Genomic DNA, 19,648 nt, shown 5'->3' on the forward strand with positions numbered 1-19,648 from the left:
CTTACATGGTAATGCGTAACAATAAACGATAGGTCAACAATCTTTGGTTTTGTACCACGGTAAAGGTACTGACTCCGTATCTATTTGTCTTATTTGGGAAAAGTGTAAGTGAATAGAAAGATAGCAGGTTAATAAAACACTATTAGGTAACATATTATAGATAATAAGAAGAGATTATGCGACGATCTAATATAAAATTTATTTCTCGATATCACACCTCAACAGGAGTAATAAAATGTATGTTAAATTAATCCAACCTAAAATGGAAAAAAGGCCAATGGATACAGAAATAAAAATCCATATGGCGCCTCCTCTTGGACTACTAACAATAGCAAACTTACTTCGTGAAACTCATAAGATATCAATAGAAAATGAAAATATACAAGCTATTTTATTTGATGACGACCCAGATATTGTTGGTATAACAGTGACGGTAGATGTTCTTCCACGTGCGATTGAGATTGCAAGTGAGTTCCGAAAAAGAGGGATACCGGTTGTTGCAGGCGGTATACATATCACGACAGCAGCAAGCACAATCCCTGATGGGAGTTTCGATGTTCTTTGCATTGGTATGGCAGAAGGTACATGGCCATATATCATGCAGGATTTAGCGGAGGGCTGTCTAAAAGATAACTACATATGTTCTGGTAATCTTACAGGACAAGATATTATTTCACCTGCTTATGATTTGATTGACTCTGACAAATACTTGTATTGTAACGTGGTTCATACTAGTCGTGGATGCCCGTATCGATGTGATTTTTGCTATAACAGCAGCGCGTCACGTCAATATATAAATCGTCCTGTACAAGATGTTATAAAAGACATACGTGCATTGAATTCGCATCATATTATGTTTATTGATGATAATTTTATCGGAAATCCATCATGGACTCATAGTCTTTTAAAGGAATTGAAGCCAATGCATCTAAAATGGAACGCCGCTGTTTCTGCAAACATTCTTGAGATGTTAGATTTGCTAGATGAAATGAAAGAGAGTGGCTGCCAAAGTTTGTTCATTGGATTTGAAAGTATTAATCCAAATTCATTACGGGATGTACATAAAAAACAAAATGCTGTCAATAAGTACGATAATCTCGTAGATGCAATTCACAGTCGAGGAATCATGATTAATGCAAGCTTTGTATTTGGACTTGACAGTGATACTTCTGAAATATTTCAATCTACGCTTGACTGGATAGTATCTCATAAAATAGAAACGGTAACATCTCATATTCTTACCCCATACCCTGGGACAGCATTATATGAGAGGATGAAATCAAAAGGAAGGATTTTGACATCAGATCTTTCACTTTATAACACAGCACATGTAGTTTTTACCCCAGCTAATATGACGGAAGAAGAACTATATCAAGGATATCTATGGATTTACCGGAAAATATACAGTTTTAGAAACATCCTTAGGCGTATGCCAAAATCCAAAAATCAAATTTTACCGTATCTAGCCTTTAATTTGTTTTACCGAAAATTTGGAATGTTTACAGATATTTTTTGTAAATGGATATCATATAAACGCATTGGTCATTGGGGGCAGATAGTATCAAAATATAATAGAAACCAAGTAATGGTAAGGAGGAAAAATGAAAATAAAAACGTATCATAAACTAATCGCATGTTTTATGCTGTTTTTAATTTACATATTTATGTATCCTTTGAAAGTCGAAGCAGCTGATTCTACATCAAAAAAGGATGAAGTATTTTACTTAAAATCAACACAAGATATCAGAGGATGTATAATCGATTGGTCTAGTCTAAATAGCCCTACAGTAAGAAAAGTTGTAATCCCTAAGGAAGTAGAATATGTTTTACCCGATTCATGTTATGAGATTGATTACAGTTTTGTTCAAGGCTTTCAACCAATAACACCTAATTATCCTAATCTGGTAGAGGTTGAAGTAGATCCCGAAAATCCGTATCTTACTACTGTTGATGGAATTTTATATAGTAAAGACTTAAAAGTATTATATTATTGTCCACCAGGGAAGGTAGGAGCAGTTGTTCTGCCCGATGAAGTAGAAAAGATAGATTTAATGGCATTTCAAGGATGTACTGAAATAACTTCTATTACTTTTCCATCTTCATTAAAGCAAATTTATGTTGGGGCATTTGGAAATAATTCAAAACTAAACAAGCTTATCGTGTCTTCGGATAATACAAATTTCATGATAAAGTCAAATGTATTATTTAGTAAAGACGGCGAGATTTTATACTTATATCCTCAAGGAGTGAAGGACACTTATTATTATGTACCATACGGTGTTAGAAGAATACATCCAGGTGCATTTATGGGAAATCAGACCCTCAATTCTGTCTATATTCCAGAAACTGTTGATACCATCGGAATAGAAGCATTTAAAGGTTGTAGTAATTTGATCAAGGTAAAATTATGCGAAGGATTACAAACGATTGAAGCAGGTGCATTTTTAAATTGTTCTAAGTTAAAAGAACTTACTTTTCCAAAAGGATTGCTTTATGTTTACCAAGACGCTATCAAAGGATGTAATAACTTATTATCAATAGTACTTCCAGAAAGTATACAACAAGTACCAGAAAATTTAAATGAAGTAAAAAACCGTGTAATATATTGTTATAGCTTGTATAATTTAAGCTGGTCTGATAGCGAGATAAATGCAAAAAACAATACCTTTGTATATCTGTATCAAGAAGCAACTAGATTAGTTAATTATTTGAAGAAACAAGGTGTTACTGTTAAATACTTAGTACCAAGTACGACTACTATATCCCCTACAAATAAAGCACCATCAAAAGCAATTAAAGGAACTGGGAAACCAGATACCTCTTGGTATAATGAAAACAAGACTACATTTACAATAAATAATCCAGATCAACTTGCTGGACTAGAAAAATTAGTACTTCAAGGGAAAAGTATGTTAAACAAGACAATTATACTAGGAAATGATTTAGATTTATCTTGTTATCCAAATTGGGAACCTATAGGAGTATTTTCATCGAACAAGTATCGTATCTTTCGAGGAACCTTTGATGGGAAAAATCATACAATTTATAACTTACGAATCAATCGAATTTATTCCAATGGATTAGGGTTATTTGGAGCAGCTAGTGGAGAAATTAAAAATTTGATAATAAAAGATGCTGATATCATTGGAGACGCTAGTGTCGGAATCTTATGCGGAAATACGATGAATAAAAGTAAGATATCAAATTGTTTTACTAGTGGGAAAGTTCGGGGCAATGAAAATGTTGGTGGACTAATTGGGAGAAATAATGGGAATGTAGTACAGTGCAGTACCGATACAGAGGTAAAAGGAATTATAAATGCTGGTGGAATTGCAGGGTACAATTATTCCACCATATCAAATTGTATTAGTACAGGTGAAATCTTCTCCTATAATGCAACTGGAGGAATCAGTGGCAATAACAGGGGTGAAATTGTGGAATGTACAAATAAAGCCATGGTTGATGGATATGGTATGGTTGGGGGTATTGTTGGAACAATGCCATATGAAGGAACTATAAAGGCTAGTATCCATAAAGGTTTTGTGAAAGGTAACCATGATTTTGATGGAATCATTGGTTATTATTCTGAATACTTTGGAAAAATAGAAGATTGTGAAACTTATGGAGAAGTGGTTGGCAGATATTCTGAAATAAAAGATTCGAATATCATCAAGTAATTTTACTAATTTAATAATGCTGACTCTGCAACGTCTAAATAGAAATTAGTAACAAATAAAAAAAGTTAATGTTGACAAATTATGACCATTATGATATATGTGAATACAAAGCAAAGGTGTGATACTTCAAGTAAACTTTTGCTTTCTATATTACCAAAAAACTTTAATGATTTAAAGCGGCAATTTAAAAAAGAGAAAAGGAGTATTCTAATGTTAAAGTATATACTGAAGCGTGTTATTTTGGCAGTAGTGACGATATGGGGTGTAGCAACTATCACCTTTTTCTTAATGAATATGGTTCCAGGTGGCCCGTTTGTGGCTGAAAAGTCCATCAGTGTTCAGGCACAAAATGCATTGAATGAAAAGTATGGACTCGATAAGCCACTGTTCGAACAATACATAACATACCTTAAAGATGCATCGCATTTTGACTTTGGGGGTAGTTTAAAGCAAAGAGGACGAACTGTTACTTCTATTATTGTATCGAAGTTTCCAGTTTCAGCAAAAGTGGGGGGATTATCCATACTTGTTTCATTATTAATAGGAATTCCGTTAGGATGTATTGCTGCTGTGCGAAGAGGCAAGTTTTTGGATCATTTTATTAGTATTTTTGCAACTTGTGGAATAGCGGTACCGAGCTTTGTAATCTGTACTGTTCTTATGTATTTGTTAGGGTCAAAGCTGGAATTATTACCGACTTTTGGTTTGACTTCATGGAAACATTATTTTATGCCAGTAATTTCTTTGTCTTTCTATCCGACTGCTTATATTATGCGTCTTATGCGTTCCTCGATGCTTGATGTTCTTGGTCAAGACTATATTAGGACTGCAAGAGCGAAGGGATTACCAGTGTACGTCTGTTTGTTTAAGCATGCACTTCGAAATGCAGTATTGTCCGTTATTACATATCTAGGTCCCATGATGGCATTTACAATGACAGGAAGTTTTATTGTAGAAAAGATTTTTACACTACCGGGACTTGGAGGAGCATTTGTTAGTTCTATTCTAAACCGTGATTACACACTCATCATGGGAACAACGATATTTCTTGCTTCTTTTTTGGTAATCATGAACATGCTAGTGGACATCATCTATCAATTTGTTGATCCGCGTATCAAATTAAGCTAAGGAAGGTGCAAGAGGATGAAAGAGAATCGATTGAGTCTTCAATTAAAAATAGATCAGGATGCTTTTGAACCAGCTACTAAGGAAGAAAAACAAAGTCTTGTGATTATGAGGGAAAGCGTTGGGTTCTGGAGAGATGGTTTTCGGCGATTAGCTAAGAATAAAGTAGCTATGGCCAGCATTATTGTAATCGTGATTATAATGATTTTTTCTTTTATTGTACCAATGTTTTATCCATATACTTATGATGTTCAGATCAAAGGAGCTAACAATTTGTCACCGATGCAGTATTCCAGGGAAGAGTTGCTAGCCATTGATAAAGGAGAATCGGTATTTCCACATATTTTTGGTACTGATAAATTGGGAAGAGATTATGCTATTCGTGTCATGATGGGAAGTAGGATATCTCTATTAGTTGGTCTTATTGCCACCGGAATTATTTTGATTATTGGTTCGATTTATGGCGCCATTTCTGCATATTTTGGTGGGTGGGTAGATTTGGTCATGATGCGGGTTGTAGATGTTATTTATACAATACCCGATATACTTCTCATTGTTCTGCTATCATTTGCGCTAAAGTCTCCTTTAGAAAATTTAGCGACGGTTCCAGGATTTCAATGGATTCGCACGCTGGGGATTAACTTTATTAGTATTTTCATCGTATTTGCGTTACTTTACTGGGTCGGAATGGCACGTATGGTAAGAAGCCAAATCTTAACCTTAAAGGAAAGCGAATATGTATTGGCTGCAAAAGCATTGGGTGCTAAGAGTGGTAGGATTATCCGAAAACATTTATTAACTAATTGTCTTGGTACTATCATAGTAACAACTACACTACAAATACCATCTTCAATCTTTACTGAAAGTTTTCTAAGTTTTTTAGGACTAGGGGTTGCGGTTCCACTTCCTTCCCTTGGAAGTTTGGCAAGTTCAGCAATCAACGGGATGAATACATACCCATATCTATTGTTTATCCCGGCAGTATTGATCAGTGTTATTATCCTTAGTTTTAACTTACTAGGGGATGGACTTCGTGATGCTTTCGATCCAAGATTAAAAAATTAAGAGAGGAAATTAAGTGATGTCAGAATATCTAGTAGAGATAAAGAATGAACAACTTTCCTTTTTTACTCAAGCGGGTGAGGTTAAAGCATTAAATGATGTATCATTTCATTTAAAAAAGGGAGAAGTTCTAGGAATTGTAGGAGAAAGTGGTTCGGGTAAATCAGTAACAGCATATAGTCTAATGGGCTTAACTGCATATCCAGGTAAACTGATTGGCGGAACAATAGAATTTAATGGGCATGAAATACATAATATATCAGAAAAAGAAATGCAAAAGATTCGTGGAAATGAAATTTCCATTATATTTCAAGATCCAATGACAAGCTTGAATCCGGTTTATACAATTGGAAATCAAATCATTGAGGTTATTCGCAGGCATACGAATAAGAAAAAACAAGAAGCAAGAGAGTATGCCAAGGAATTATTGAATCTAGTTGGAATCAATGAACCTGAGAAAAGACTAAAACAATATCCACATGAGCTCTCTGGAGGAATGAGACAAAGAGTGATGATTGCCATCGCGCTTGCCTGTGAACCAAAGTTATTAATTGCGGATGAGCCAACTACAGCTTTGGATGTTACAATTCAGGCACAGATTTTAGATCTGATGATGGAGTTAAAAGAAAAACTTGGTATGGCAATTATATTAATCACTCATGATCTCGGTATTGTTGCTAGTATGTGTGAGAAGATTGCTGTTATGTATGCAGGGAAAATTGTTGAATATGGTACGGTAGAAGATATCTTTTATAATACAAAACATGAATATACAAAAGGATTATTAAGAAGTCTTCCTCGTATTGATATGAGTGAACATGCAAAATTAATTCCAATCGATGGAACTCCGATTGATTTATTGAATCTTCCTAATGGTTGTTCTTTTGCTTCACGTTGCGGGAATTGCATGAAAATCTGTTTACAGCAAGTACCACCAGTAACGACGGTAAGTGAAACACATTTTGCTACCTGCTTTATGAACCAAAAGAAAGAGATGGAAGGAGGCAGCAAGGATGAATGAAAATCTTGTTGAGGTTGAAAATCTGAAACAATATTTCTATGCCGGAGGGATTGGAAAGAAAGCGAAATATGTGAAAGCCGTGGATGATGTTAGTTTTTATATCAGAAAGGGAGAAACCTTAGGACTAGTTGGTGAATCTGGTTGTGGGAAAACGACCACAGGACGAAGTCTTTTACGGTTATACGAACCAACTGCCGGTCGTATTATCTATAATAATACGGTCATTTTCGATAAAGAGAAAAAGATAGCACTCGATATGATGCCATACCGAAAGAAAATGCAAGTTGTTTTTCAAGATCCATATGCAAGTCTTAATCCGAGAATGACGGTCGGAGAGATTATAGGAGAGCCAATTGGAATTCATCACTTAATTCAGAATAAGAAAGACCGTCAAGATAGAATTATAGAATTGTTAAATTATGTTGGACTTAATACTGAGCATGCCAATCGTTATCCTCATGAGTTCTCGGGTGGGCAGCGTCAAAGGATTGGTATTGCAAGAGCTTTGGCAGTCAATCCGGAATTCATCGTCTGTGATGAACCGGTTTCTGCATTGGATGTTTCGATTCAAGCGCAGACTATTAATATGTTTGAGGATTTGCAGAATAAATTAGATCTTACTTATCTATTTATTGCTCATGACTTAGCGGTTGTTAATCATATATCCAATCGGATTGGTGTTATGTATCTAGGCAACTTAATTGAGCTGGGGGAGAGTAATGAAGTAATTAAACATAGTTTGCATCCTTATACTAAGAGCTTAATCTCAGCCATACCAATTGCAGATCCTATCAAAGCGAAAGCAAGTCAACGAATCATCCTAAAGGGAGATGTTCCAAGTCCACTAAACCCACCATCTGGATGCCGTTTTTGTACCAGATGTCCCTATGCAACAGAAATCTGTACAGAGCAGAGACCGAAGATGGAGGAAGTAGAAAGTGAGCATTTTGTTGCATGTCACAATATTTCAGCATGTAATTAAAGAAAGGAAAATAGAAATCATTTCTACACGAAGATTAGTAATAAAAAAGTTTGAATACGAGGAATGCTCGTCAGAGAGAAGAGCTAACATAAAAATTCATCTCCAATCAAGAACAACGGATTAATAAGTGCGCGAAAGTCCATACGTTTCGATATCTTCGTCAAGTGTTTATTGATAAAAAGATGGGGGGTAATAAAAAAGGAATTCCAAAGCTAAATAATACAAAAGTTTAGAGATTCCAAGAGATTATAAAATATTAAGGAGGATGTTTATGAAAAAAAGACTAATATTATCAATGTGTCTTGTAATCGCACTTACAGTATCAGCCTGTGGGTCAAAAGATGTCGGTAATAACAATGAGCAGACGAAAGCACCGGTAAAAACCGAAACGTCTGGAAAAGATTTAAAGGTTCAATTAGGACCAAACCCAGAAACCCTAGATCCAGCATTAAACAGTGCAGTTGATGGTGGAAATATGCTACTTCATGCTTTTGAATGTCTTCTTGTCGTAGATGAGGATGGAAAACTTGCGCCTGGTCAAGCAGAGGATTGGGATATATCAGAGGATGGTTTGACATGGACATTCCAGTTGAGAGATGGATTAAAATGGTCAAATGGGGAAGTACTTACTGCAAATGATTTTGTATACAGTTGGAAACGTGTATGTGATCCAGAAATTGCTGCACCATATGCAGAAACTGTACTAGGTATGGTAAAAGGTTATGAGGAAGCTATCGGAGGCAATATTGATGCATTAGCAGTTTCAGCTCCAGATGATAAGACATTTGTTGTAGAATTAAATAGTAATTGCTCCTTCTTTGGCAGTCTCGCAGCATTTGCAACTTTGAGTCCTGTAAATGAAGCAACTGTTACTGCAAATAAAGATGCTTGGGCAGTAAATGCTAGCACCTATATATCCAATGGACCATTTTATATGAAGGAATGGGTTCCAGGTTCCCATATAATATTTGCAAAAAATCCAAATTTCTGGAATGCGAGTGCAGTTAAGCTTGATACCTTAACATTCCTTCTAATGGAGGACTCCAATGCTTCTTACAATGCTTATAATACGGGAGAAGCGTTATTTATTAAGGATGTTCCAACCGAAGAAATACCAAGTTTAGGAGGAAATCAAGAATTTCATGTAGAACCAATTATCGGAACCTACTATCTCTCCTTAAACAATAATTTGAATGCATTCAAAGATGCAAAAGTCCGTAAAGCATTAAGTCTCGCAATTGACCGTAACTATGTAGCAAATACTTTGATGCAGGGTACTTATACTGCAGCATCGAACTTTATGGGTCCTGGCTGGAGCGATACAGATGGTTCTTCCTTTATTACAAATGCTAATGGCGGGGCACCTTACATTGATACGGCAAACGTTGATGCAAATTTAGTTGAAGCTAAGAAATTATTAGAAGATGCAGGATATAAAGATGGAATTGGATTCCCAGTTATCACTTATTCAACGAATGATTCTGGTTACCATAAAGTAGTAGCAGAATATTTACAACAGGCATGGGCAGAACTTGGTATCACTCTGGAAGTAAACATTATGGAATGGGCAAGCTTCACCCCAGCAAGGCGCGCCGGTGAGTATGATGTTGCACGTAATGGCTGGGTTGGAGATTATAGTGATCCATCCAATATGCTTGATCTATTATATTCCAGCAACGGAAATAACGATGGTAAGTTCAATAATGCAGAGTATGATGCTGCTATGAATATCTCAAGAACTACATTGGACTTAACAGAGCGTTCTCAGGCATTGCATAAAGCAGAGGACATCCTGATGTCAGAAGCAGCTTGTATTCCACTTGCATATTACAATGACTTTTGGCTACAAAGCAGTAAAATTACTGGGTCTTGGCATTCACCTTATGGATATTGGTTCTTTATGTATGCAGATGTAACAGAATAGAATCTTTGATTTATATACAAAAAATAGGGACTGACACAAAATGAGGTTAGACTACGTTATATTATAGTTATATTATGATATAAAAAATATGACAATATAACGTAGTAGTTACCCTCATTTTGAATCAGTCCCTATTATTTATGTGTTTAGATAGAATAGACAATGCTAAAAAGAATATGGATTAGATATGGTTGTAGTATTTTTAAAATAATCACTAGGTACTGATTGATTGTGAGATACGAGATATTGACTTTGGTGGGAGTATGTCTATTGGGGACAGATAGTATCAAAATATAATAGAAACCATGTAATGCTAAGGGAAAAATGAAAATAAAAACTTTTCATTAATTAGTTGTTATTACTATTTAAAATAAATTAGTAAATCATAGAACTATGTGTTATACTAGATGCTGACTAAAAAAAGAAAATATAATAAAAATAAATCTGCCTGCAGATGAAAAAATAATGTTATATTTAGAAGTGGAAGTAGAATGAATTTTAATGAAATGAATTTAATAAAACCGTTGTTGCAAGCCATCAAGGAAGAAGGATTTATAGAGCCATCACCGATTCAAAAAAAGACGATTCCCCTAGTACTTGAAGGTAGAGATATCCTAGGATGTGCCCAGACGGGAACTGGTAAGACAGCAGCATTTGCATTACCTATTTTACAGAGTTTATCGAAAGGTGAGGGCAGTGGAGTCCGTGCCCTTATTATTACACCAACGAGGGAATTGGCGATTCAGATATATGAAAGTTTTGAGTGTTTTGGTAAGTATACGTCGCTTAAGCAAAGTGTTATTTACGGTGGAGTAGGACAAAGTTTACAAGTTAATTCTTTAAAAGCGGGAATAGATATTCTAATAGCAACGCCTGGTCGACTTAATGATTTGATTGGACAAGGTTATATTACGTTAGATGCAATCGAGATGTTTGTACTAGATGAAGCAGATCAAATGCTTGATATGGGTTTTTTAAATGATATAAAAAAGGTGATAAAATTATTACCGAAGACACGACAGACATTACTGTTTAGTGCGACGATGCCAAAGGAAATTGAATCACTAGCAACTAATTTACTAAACAATCCTGAAATAATTAAAATTAGTCCGGTAACAAGTACGGTCGATTCCATCGAACAAAGTGTTTATTTTGTTGATCGTTTAAATAAAATCTCATTATTAACATCATTGATCAAAGAGCATAAGATGTCAAGGGTTCTTGTATTTACTAAAACAAAACATGGTGCTGATCGTGTGGCAGATAAGTTAAACAAGGCAAAAGTTAAGACACAAGCAATTCATGGTGGTAAAGGTCAGAATGCAAGGCAGACTGCACTTAGTGATTTTAAAGAGGGAAAAATCAAAGTATTGGTTGCAACTGACATCGCTGCAAGAGGTATTGATATTTCAGAGTTATCCTATGTGGTAAATTACGATATCCCAAATCAAGCAGAAATTTACATTCATCGTATCGGAAGAACAGGACGCGCCGGATTAGGTGGAAATGCAATCAATTTATGTAATATTGACGATATGGATTATTTAAGAGAAATTGAAAAACATATTGGTATGGTTATTCCAGAGGTTCCCTCCAAGTGGCCGATGTTAATACTTGAGAAGACGGAAAAGCCAGTCAGAGGTCAAAGGCCAGAAAATACTACAAAGAATGTAGGCAAGGAATCTGTTAAGACGGAAGAAAAGATTTTGCTAAACGAAGGAGCAAAGAAAACGAAAGCTCACAAGAAGCCTGTATATAAAACGGGAGAGGAAAGTAAAAAAATGTCCTCTACTAAGAAGAAAGGGTCTGCAATAGGTAATAAGAATACAGTTGCAGGTAAGAAGCAGCAATTACAAGAAAAGAATAGCACTGTAATAGAAAAGAAAAAAACTGTTATCGATAAAAAGAAAACTGTTATTGATAAAAAGAAAACTGTCATTGATAAAAGGAAAACTGTTATTGATAAGAAGAACGCTGTTATTGACAATAAGAAATCTGTTATTGGAAAGAAAAAACACAAGTCTATCTCAATGTAATTTAATCTAGCTTTCTATCTTTCATCCTATGATTTTTATTTGTTTTAACATTTTCATATGATATAATAATAAAGAGAATACTAAAAATAAGATTTAATCTATGATAAATGAAACAATAGATTTACTCGTAGTGAAAGGAGAAAAAATGAAATATTTTATAATTGAAGGAAATATAACAAATCCAGAATTAATGAATGATGATATTATGAAAGAACATATGGCTTATACACAAAAAGCTATGGATAAAGGCTTAGTATTAATGTCTGGTCTTAAAGAAGATATGAGTGGTGGATTAACTATAATGAAAAGTGAATCTTTGAATGAAGTAGAGGAATATTTATCGAATGAACCTCTAAAAATGAATGGGATACAAGATTATAAAGTGCTTGAATTTTCTGCTCATTACTTTAATCCTTCAGCTAGTGAATGGTTTCAATCATAGTTTCATTAAAAAATAGTGCAAAAACTGCGTCATGTATTGACTTTAAAAGCCATTACAAGACGCAGTTTTCTTTATTTCCATTATTATAGTCCTGGAATACGACCGTATATTTTTTCTCTTGAATCATAATCAACGGATTGAATCTTTACCATTGCATTCTTTTTCTTTGCGGTTTCTATTGAATTTACGCTAGAATCTCCACCATTAGCACCTATGATTTGTCCATCTCCAATATAGATTGCAACATGTACTACATTACCACTGGATTTGGATTTAAAAAATACTAAATCTCCTGGTTTTAATTCACTTCGTGTAATTTTCTTTACATAATTAGCTTGGTCAGCAGAAACCATATAGGAATTCATTAAACCAAACTTCTTAAATACTTGATAAGTATAATGAGAACAGTCTAAACCGTAACTACTTCCTTGCGGATAATTTCCTCCCCATTGATAGTATATACCTAGAAATGTTTTTGCATATTCTACAATCTCATTTCTGGTAGGGGATGTTGAAGAAGAGTTACTTGTTTCTGAATTTTCTGAAGAAGTACCAGATTTAAAATAGGTGCTACTTACATATCCAACCGATTTACCCCATACAACCTTGTACCATCCATCCTCTGCACTGATAATTGGTAAAACAGTTTGGCTTGGGATATTACCGAGTATCTGAGAAGAAGTGGAAGCGGATGAACGTAAGTTTAAGGTTCCTCCATTGGTAACAACAGTTCCATATTTGGTGGATGATATGTTGATATATGATTTGTGTGCATAGCCAACATTTCCACTGGTACTATAGATTACTTTATAGAAGTCACCAGAACTTCCGATTACTTGAATTGGAGTATTGGGATTTAAGGAAGAAACATTTGCAGAGGAAGTACTGGCAGATGCACGGATATTCAGTGGTGTCTCTTTTGTGGTACTTACTCCAACGTTTGGTTCTGAATTACTTGCTGCCCAAGTTACTATTTTAGGACTAAGACAAACAAGTGAAAATATAAGACCAAACATTACGATCAAACGTTTTAACAGTAGTTGCTTTGTTTTTAACATAAATACCTCTTTTCATTATAGCTGTCTTGGTGTTACAAAACAGGATATAGTTACTCCTGTAGGTATAGAAGGAAGGCTAGCAGGGGGACCTACTAATCATCTCGTAACAATATTGTAATAAATAGTTAACATAATAGCAACAGTAAATATATGGTGGAGATTATTGTTTAATAAACTTAATTGTGAGATACTATACTTTATAGTAATCAATTTTTATAGTGAATCAAAAATATATTATAGCGATGTGTGTATAACTAAGTGACGTAACATATTAAAATTGACCAACCATAACTAATCAGGGAGTTTCCTTTATGTAAAGTGATATAATTACGATTTTACCAATATGGTAGGAATTTAGAGCTTATTAATTATAGATAAATAAATATTAGTGGAGGAGAAAATGAAAAATTATAAGAAATACATATATTTGCCTATCATAGTTACTATCATGCTACTTAATGGTTGTCATAAAAACAATAGTGAATCAGTACAAAACTTAAATGAGGATAAGTCACAAATAACAATAACGCAAGGAGTACTAGATAGTAGTGAAACTCCATTAATAGAAGAAAATGTGGATTGGTCGATAATACAGAAGGAGAAAATATTAGAAGAAAATCCGAAATATAAAGCCTATACTGATTATTCATTTTCTCTTCACGATGCATACATAACACTTTTTATAACTCCTGACTCTAAGAATGAATTTTTAAATTTTCATGGAGATATTTGGGCATATGGTAAAGACTGGATTACTCAAGTGGAAGAAGACACCTACATTTCACTGAATACATATGGGATTAATACATTGAGTGATATAGAATACTTTCGATATGATAGAAGCTATCCAACAGATAGTTTTACGGTTCTTTTTATGCTTGATGAGAAAAAACAACTGCGTCAGATTTCCTTGTCAGGCGCGCTTAATGAGGTTAAAGGAAATGAGTTAACAGTTTTTGAGTCTTCCTATGATTTGGTATATTTAAAGTCAGAAAATTATAGCTGCGGCCATACATGGAAACCTTATTTCTATTATTTAGATGATTATGATATCAAAGAGTATGAAGCTCATAAAATTGAAAAAGAAGATTTTCTAAAATATGATGGGTCTCAGGAAATTGTAGATCAAATTACTTCAAAATATGAGAATGCAGATAAGCAGATAACATTGAAATTTTTAGAAAGAGATAACGGTTTGATTCATATCAACATTATGTTTGAGTCGTCGCAAGATATTTCTTATTATTATGAAACATATCAAATAGTGAAGCAGAAGCTTATAAGAGTTAATAATGGAGAGGGTAATTATCGTGGATCCTCATTAACAATAAGTGAGATAGAAGAAGCATTACATACTACGCACGGCGAAATGGATGAAGTGAAATTGGTTTATCTCTTAGATTATTCAGAAGAAGATAATACGATTACGATACAGAACATTGAGTGGCTTACACCATGGGCAGAAGAAGATAAAGCTAGGATTAGAGAGCTTATAGATGCGGATAAAATTCCATATGGAGAAGATGTCTGGGGATGTGAATATTATATTTATACGACTCCAGATGATATAGAGACTTATAAGCTATCAAATGATGTAAAAATCATTCTCAGAACTATGAGACAGAATTGGGATGAATTTGACATTACAAAATTAAAGGAAGTAGAGGATAGATTTATATTAAGCATTTCTATTAAGGATAATTTGGTATACTTAGTCTATGAAATTTATGTTCCGTAAATATAAATTCATAAATTAATTTTCCTTTAATTAATATTGCTTAGATTAAAATTGCTTAAAATGATATCCCCTAAATTAATATTGCATAATATGAAATTCCTTATGGTAGCATTCCTTATAGTAGCATTCCTCATAATAGCGTGCTTTACGGAATGAGTCTAACAAAATTAATTATTCAGTTTTAACATAGAGCAAGAAAAGGCCTGCCGTAGAGTAACCCACTAAAAATAGTTATAAAAAGGTACCTCGATTTGGTTTGTAAAAAAAGCCATTTCAAGGTACCATTATAATTCAGAAGTACTATTTTAATTCAGAAGTACTATTTTATTTCGTAATTACTATTTTATTTCGTAAGTACTATTTTATTTCACTAATACTATTCTAAAACTACTTATGATAAATTATCTTGCAATATCCTCTTCATTTATAGCAATTGTTTCAAGCTGTGATGTACAGTGAGGGCAGCGAGAAGCATTAATATTTATCTTTGTCATGCAATATGGGCAATCCTTCTCTGTAGGTTTTACTTCAACCTTTTTTCTCTTATCATCAAAGGATAGTATTCTGTTCATCCCTTTTACTAAAAGGAAGACTACAAAAGCCATGATGACAAAGTTAATTAATGCAGTTATAAAGGCACCGTATCTTAGTGTTATCCCAAAGATATTAAGCTGTAATGAGTCGAAGTTTTGGCGAGTAAATAAACCAATGATTGGTGAAAGTATGTTATCAGTTAAAGACGTTACGATTCCTTGAAACGCACTACCGATAATAACACCGACTGCTAGGTTCATAACATTACCTTTTAAAGCGAATTCTCTGAACTCTTTTAAAAATTTTTTCATTCTTTTCTCCTTTTGTTTTTAAATCATATTATTATTTTAGTACGATTGGACAAGAAAGTAAATAATAAGACAAAAGATATTATTTACAGAATAAATGCTTTTTTGATTTAAAAATCTAAAATAATATATAGTTATAGCAAATATTTCATTGCATTCATTGTATGTATGGGTATAATAGAAACAGATCATACGTAGGAAAGGAACTACTACATGTTAGATAATAAATTTACACAATACAAACTTTGTGAGGAGATTATTCAAGCATTATCTATGCTTCATTATATAGAACCAACTCCAATTCAAGAAAAAGTTATACCGCTCGCTTTAGAAGGAAAAGACATTATAGCAAAATCAAAAACAGGAAGTGGTAAGACAGCAGCTTTTGCCATACCAATCTGTGAATCAATCGTCTGGGAGGAGAATTTACCTCAAGCTCTTGTCTTGGAGCCAACTAGAGAATTAGCCTACCAGGTTAAGGATGAAATCTTTAACGTTGGACGCATGAAAAGAGTCAAGGTTCCAGTAGTATTTGGAGGATTTCCATTTGACAAGCAAGCACTTACCCTAAAGCAAAAATCTCACATTGTTGTAGGAACACCGGGAAGAGTGTTGGATCATTGTGAGACTGGAACGTTAAAATGCAGCAATGTGAAATATGTTATCATCGATGAAGCTGACCTTATGCTTGATATGGGATTCCTAGATGATGTTAAGCGAATACTTTCCTATTTACCAGAAAATATAACGATAATGCTATTTTCTGCAACCATGGGGGAAGCTTTATATGCATTGACTGATGAGTTTATGAATTCTCCGGTGGAAGTGAAGTTAGAAGATGGTACAGAGACCGTGGATAGTATTGAACAGTTAGGCTGTTTTGTAACAGAAGAGGATAAGTATGAATTATTCCTTCGTATGCTATATAAAAATAACCCAACGAACGCGATGATCTTTTGTGGTACCAGGGAAATGGTAGAGGTTTTATATTATAAACTTAAGAAAGAAAAAGTTTGGTGTGGTATGCTGCATGGGCTTATTGATCAAAAACAACGAATTCATACGATTGATGATTTCCGAACAGGTGGATTTCGTTATCTGATTGCTACGGATGTGGCAGCTAGGGGTGTTGATTTCGATGATATAACACACGTCATTAATTATGACTTACCTATGTCAAAAGAAACCTATGTTCATAGAATTGGACGAACTGGACGAAATGGAAAGAGTGGTAAGGCAATTAGTTTCATTCGTGAGGAAGAGAAGAAGATGCTTTCGTTAATTGAAAAGTTTACTGGAACTCCAATCGAAATCGTTACGCCTCCGTCAGAGGAAGAAGTTAGAGAGTTTTTATATAAAGAAAAATTTAACGAAGCTCAGCAAAAGAAACAAGAACGAAAAAAGAAAAAAGGTGATGTCTTTCAAAAAGATATCATGAAACTGACAATCAGCGGTGGTAGAAAATCAAAGCTTAGGACATGCGAGGTTGTCGGTACTATCAGTGGTATTGAAGGTGTGAATGGAAAAGAAGATATTGGTGTGATTGATATACGAGATAGTATTACCTATGTAGAAATTCTAAATGGGAAAGGGAATTTAGTCCTAAATGAACTTCCAAAGCGTACGATGAAGGGAAAATGTCGAAAAGTTAGTATAAGCAACTAAGATACGATAAATAACACGCTTCGAGAACTTTTCTTTGTTTAGAATAAGCGTCTGTGTAATGTTTTAACCTTTGTTTCATACAAAGAAAATAATCTATAAAAAATATCAACTTTATGTTATCCTATAAGTGCAGCTCCTTTCTGAGGTATGGTTATTGTGTTTTTAACTCAATTTTACTACAAATCAGTTAGGAGTTTTCTTTTTTCGTACGATATAATTAAAGGTTCAAAGGGGAATCAGAAGAAGAAATTAATAAGAGAGAAGTAGATACTTTTATAAGCAAATGGGATTAGTGAAACAAAATCGTGATACTTACTTTAAGCAGTAGCTATTAACAATGAAACAAAAATGATTGCAATGAAACAGAGGGGATAAACAAAGAAAAAAAATTTTTATACTTTCAAAGAGGCAGAGGGGACAAATAATGAATTCAAGGGGTTACTTACCAATTAACACGGAGTAGGATTTTTGAAAGGAGAAGAAGATGTATCGGGTTTTACTTGTGGATGATGAAGATTTAGCAAGAGAGTCAATTAGCCGTTGCATCAAGTGGTCTGATTTAGGACTATCATTGGTTGGAACATGTAAAAACGGTAAGGAAGCCATTCTGTTTGTCACGGAACATGAAGTGGATATTGTTCTGACTGATATCTGTATGCCATATGTAGATGGGATGGAATTAAGCAAATTCTTGTATGAGAATCACAAAGACATAAAGATTGTAATATTTAGTGGTTATCATGAATTTGATTATGCAAAACAAGCAATGAAGTATAAAGTAATCGAGTATTTATTAAAGCCCGTTACAGCGCAGGAGCTAAGTGATGTTTTGATAAATCTTACCAATGAATTAAATAAGAATCAGAAAGAACAACAAGAAATAACAATAATGAAACAAGAATACAATAAAAGTTTAACTTTGGTGAAAGGACAAGTATTATCCGATTTGATGCTTGAAGGAAACCCTAACGAACAGTTAAAAAATGATTTACAACGATTACAAATACATATCGAAGACTCTAATTTACGTGTCGCATCTTTTATGGTGACATCATTTGATAGTGATGAACCAAAACAAAGTGCTTTAATATTAATTACCATAGTAAAAATAATTGAAACAACGATTAAAGATTACGAAGACTGTATCGTTTTTCAAGGAATGGATAATGGTATATACCTAATCTTTCACACGTCACAAAAAAGAAATCTTGAGGATAAAATTCACTTAATTCTAAATGATATCAAAAAAAATATTGAAGCAGCTATGTCTTTTCATATTCAGGTTGGAATGGGTAGATGGGTGCATGGTATTCAAAACCTCTCAATCTCATTTGAAGAAGCAAAACGAGCTCTTTCCTATCGCTATTTAGATCACAATACTTATCTTTGGGATATAGATATGATTAAAATGGTGGATAAGGTAGGCATTTATGATCATCTTGAAGCTTTTCAGACTGCGATAAGAGGTAACGATAAAGAAGAAATCAAAAAATTACTGGGGCAATTGCAAAAAGAATTTTACATAGGTTATCTTGATAAAAACAGAATTTTGCTTTATTTACAAAGGATTATCTTGTTAACACGTAAGTTATTAGAAGAAGCAGATATGGAGAATAATAGTCAGATACCAAAGGAGCACGACATATTAGAGCAAATAAGTAAAGCACCTTACTTAGAGCAGGCAATGAAACTGTTACAAAACTATTTGAATGAAATAGCGTGCCAGCTAAGTATAGGGAAGGAAAGTAACAGCGAAAAATTAGTTGCACAAGCGAAGGCTTATTTGAACAAAAATTTTAACAACCCTGATTTAAGTTTATCTATTCTTTGTCAAGAACTATTAATCAGCCCATCGTATTTCAGCTCGATTTATAAAGCATCAACCGGAGAGACTTTTTTAGAGACCTTAAATCAAATACGCTTAGAGCAGGCAAAGCTATTGTTACGAAATACAAACCTTAGGAATTATGAAGTTGCGTTAAAGGTAGGATTTAGTGATCCTCATTACTTTAACATCGCTTTTAAAAAAGCAACGAAAATGACTCCAAAAGAGTTTGTTAAGAGAAATGATTGAGG

The 19,648-nt window shown here is 34.0% G+C and carries 14 protein-coding genes; 12 read left to right on the forward strand and 2 right to left on the reverse strand.

What is annotated here, in order from left to right:
- Nucleotides 1–235 precede the first annotated feature (235 nt).
- The 9 genes from CPHY_RS10325 (at nt 236) to CPHY_RS10365 (ending at nt 12,269) form a co-directional block, all read left to right on the forward strand.
- Nucleotides 236–1,624 carry a B12-binding domain-containing radical SAM protein gene (locus CPHY_RS10325; RefSeq protein WP_012200016.1) on the forward strand — a complete coding sequence of 463 codons (1,389 nt, stop codon included), beginning with the start codon at nt 236–238 and terminating at the stop codon, nt 1,622–1,624.
- Nucleotides 1,602–3,677, forward strand: a complete 2,076-nt coding sequence (locus CPHY_RS20810; protein ID WP_012200017.1) for a leucine-rich repeat domain-containing protein — start codon at nt 1,602–1,604, stop codon at nt 3,675–3,677. Before CPHY_RS10325 ends, CPHY_RS20810 begins: the two co-directional genes overlap by 23 nt.
- Before the next feature lie 210 nt (nt 3,678–3,887).
- Complete coding sequence (locus CPHY_RS10335) at nt 3,888–4,805, forward strand: ABC transporter permease (RefSeq protein ID WP_012200018.1); 918 nt, start codon at nt 3,888–3,890, stop codon at nt 4,803–4,805.
- 15 nt (nt 4,806–4,820) lie between these two features.
- On the forward strand, nt 4,821–5,867 hold the full coding sequence (locus CPHY_RS10340; RefSeq protein WP_012200019.1) for an ABC transporter permease: 1,047 nt from the start codon (nt 4,821–4,823) through the stop codon (nt 5,865–5,867).
- Between the two features lie 16 nt (nt 5,868–5,883).
- Nucleotides 5,884–6,885: an ABC transporter ATP-binding protein gene (locus tag CPHY_RS10345; RefSeq protein ID WP_012200020.1), complete on the forward strand. Its 1,002-nt coding sequence runs from the start codon at nt 5,884–5,886 to the stop codon at nt 6,883–6,885.
- Nucleotides 6,878–7,867 (forward strand): ABC transporter ATP-binding protein, encoded by a 990-nt coding sequence (locus CPHY_RS10350; protein ID WP_012200021.1) that lies wholly within the window; start codon nt 6,878–6,880, stop codon nt 7,865–7,867. The genes CPHY_RS10345 and CPHY_RS10350 overlap by 8 nt, the downstream gene beginning before the upstream one ends.
- Before the next feature lie 271 nt (nt 7,868–8,138).
- A complete protein-coding gene (locus tag CPHY_RS10355) occupies nt 8,139–9,791 on the forward strand; it encodes a peptide ABC transporter substrate-binding protein (protein WP_012200022.1) in 1,653 nt (550 codons plus the stop codon).
- 491 nt (nt 9,792–10,282) lie between these two features.
- Nucleotides 10,283–11,827 (forward strand): DEAD/DEAH box helicase, encoded by a 1,545-nt coding sequence (locus CPHY_RS10360; protein ID WP_012200023.1) that lies wholly within the window; start codon nt 10,283–10,285, stop codon nt 11,825–11,827.
- A gap of 145 nt (nt 11,828–11,972) precedes the next feature.
- The gene (locus tag CPHY_RS10365; RefSeq protein WP_012200024.1) at nt 11,973–12,269 is read left to right on the forward strand and encodes a YciI family protein; all 297 of its coding nucleotides are present in this window, start codon (nt 11,973–11,975) and stop codon (nt 12,267–12,269) included.
- Nucleotides 12,270–12,352: 83 nt separating this feature from the next.
- Here the strand turns inward: CPHY_RS10365 and CPHY_RS10370 are convergent, their stop codons facing one another.
- On the reverse strand, nt 12,353–13,327 hold the full coding sequence (locus tag CPHY_RS10370) for a C40 family peptidase (RefSeq protein WP_012200025.1): 975 nt from the start codon (nt 13,325–13,327) through the stop codon (nt 12,353–12,355).
- 400 nt (nt 13,328–13,727) lie between these two features.
- Here CPHY_RS10370 and CPHY_RS10375 point away from each other — a divergent pair, with 400 nt between their 5' ends.
- On the forward strand, nt 13,728–15,065 hold the full coding sequence (locus CPHY_RS10375) for a hypothetical protein (RefSeq protein ID WP_012200026.1): 1,338 nt from the start codon (nt 13,728–13,730) through the stop codon (nt 15,063–15,065).
- Between the two features lie 401 nt (nt 15,066–15,466).
- On the opposite strand, the gene mscL is transcribed toward CPHY_RS10375, so the two are convergent.
- Complete coding sequence (gene mscL, locus CPHY_RS10380; RefSeq protein WP_012200027.1) at nt 15,467–15,910, reverse strand: large conductance mechanosensitive channel protein MscL; 444 nt, start codon at nt 15,908–15,910, stop codon at nt 15,467–15,469.
- 210 nt (nt 15,911–16,120) lie between these two features.
- Between mscL and CPHY_RS10385 the strand changes: the two genes are divergently transcribed.
- Nucleotides 16,121–17,572: a DEAD/DEAH box helicase gene (locus CPHY_RS10385; RefSeq protein ID WP_012200028.1), complete on the forward strand. Its 1,452-nt coding sequence runs from the start codon at nt 16,121–16,123 to the stop codon at nt 17,570–17,572.
- Nucleotides 17,573–18,056: 484 nt separating this feature from the next.
- Nucleotides 18,057–19,646: a response regulator transcription factor gene (locus CPHY_RS10390; RefSeq protein WP_012200029.1), complete on the forward strand. Its 1,590-nt coding sequence runs from the start codon at nt 18,057–18,059 to the stop codon at nt 19,644–19,646.
- The last annotated feature ends 2 nt before the right edge of the window (nt 19,647–19,648 follow it).

The sequence above is a fragment of the Lachnoclostridium phytofermentans ISDg genome (assembly GCF_000018685.1).
Classification (GTDB): Bacteria; Bacillota; Clostridia; order Lachnospirales; family Lachnospiraceae; genus Lachnoclostridium; species Lachnoclostridium phytofermentans.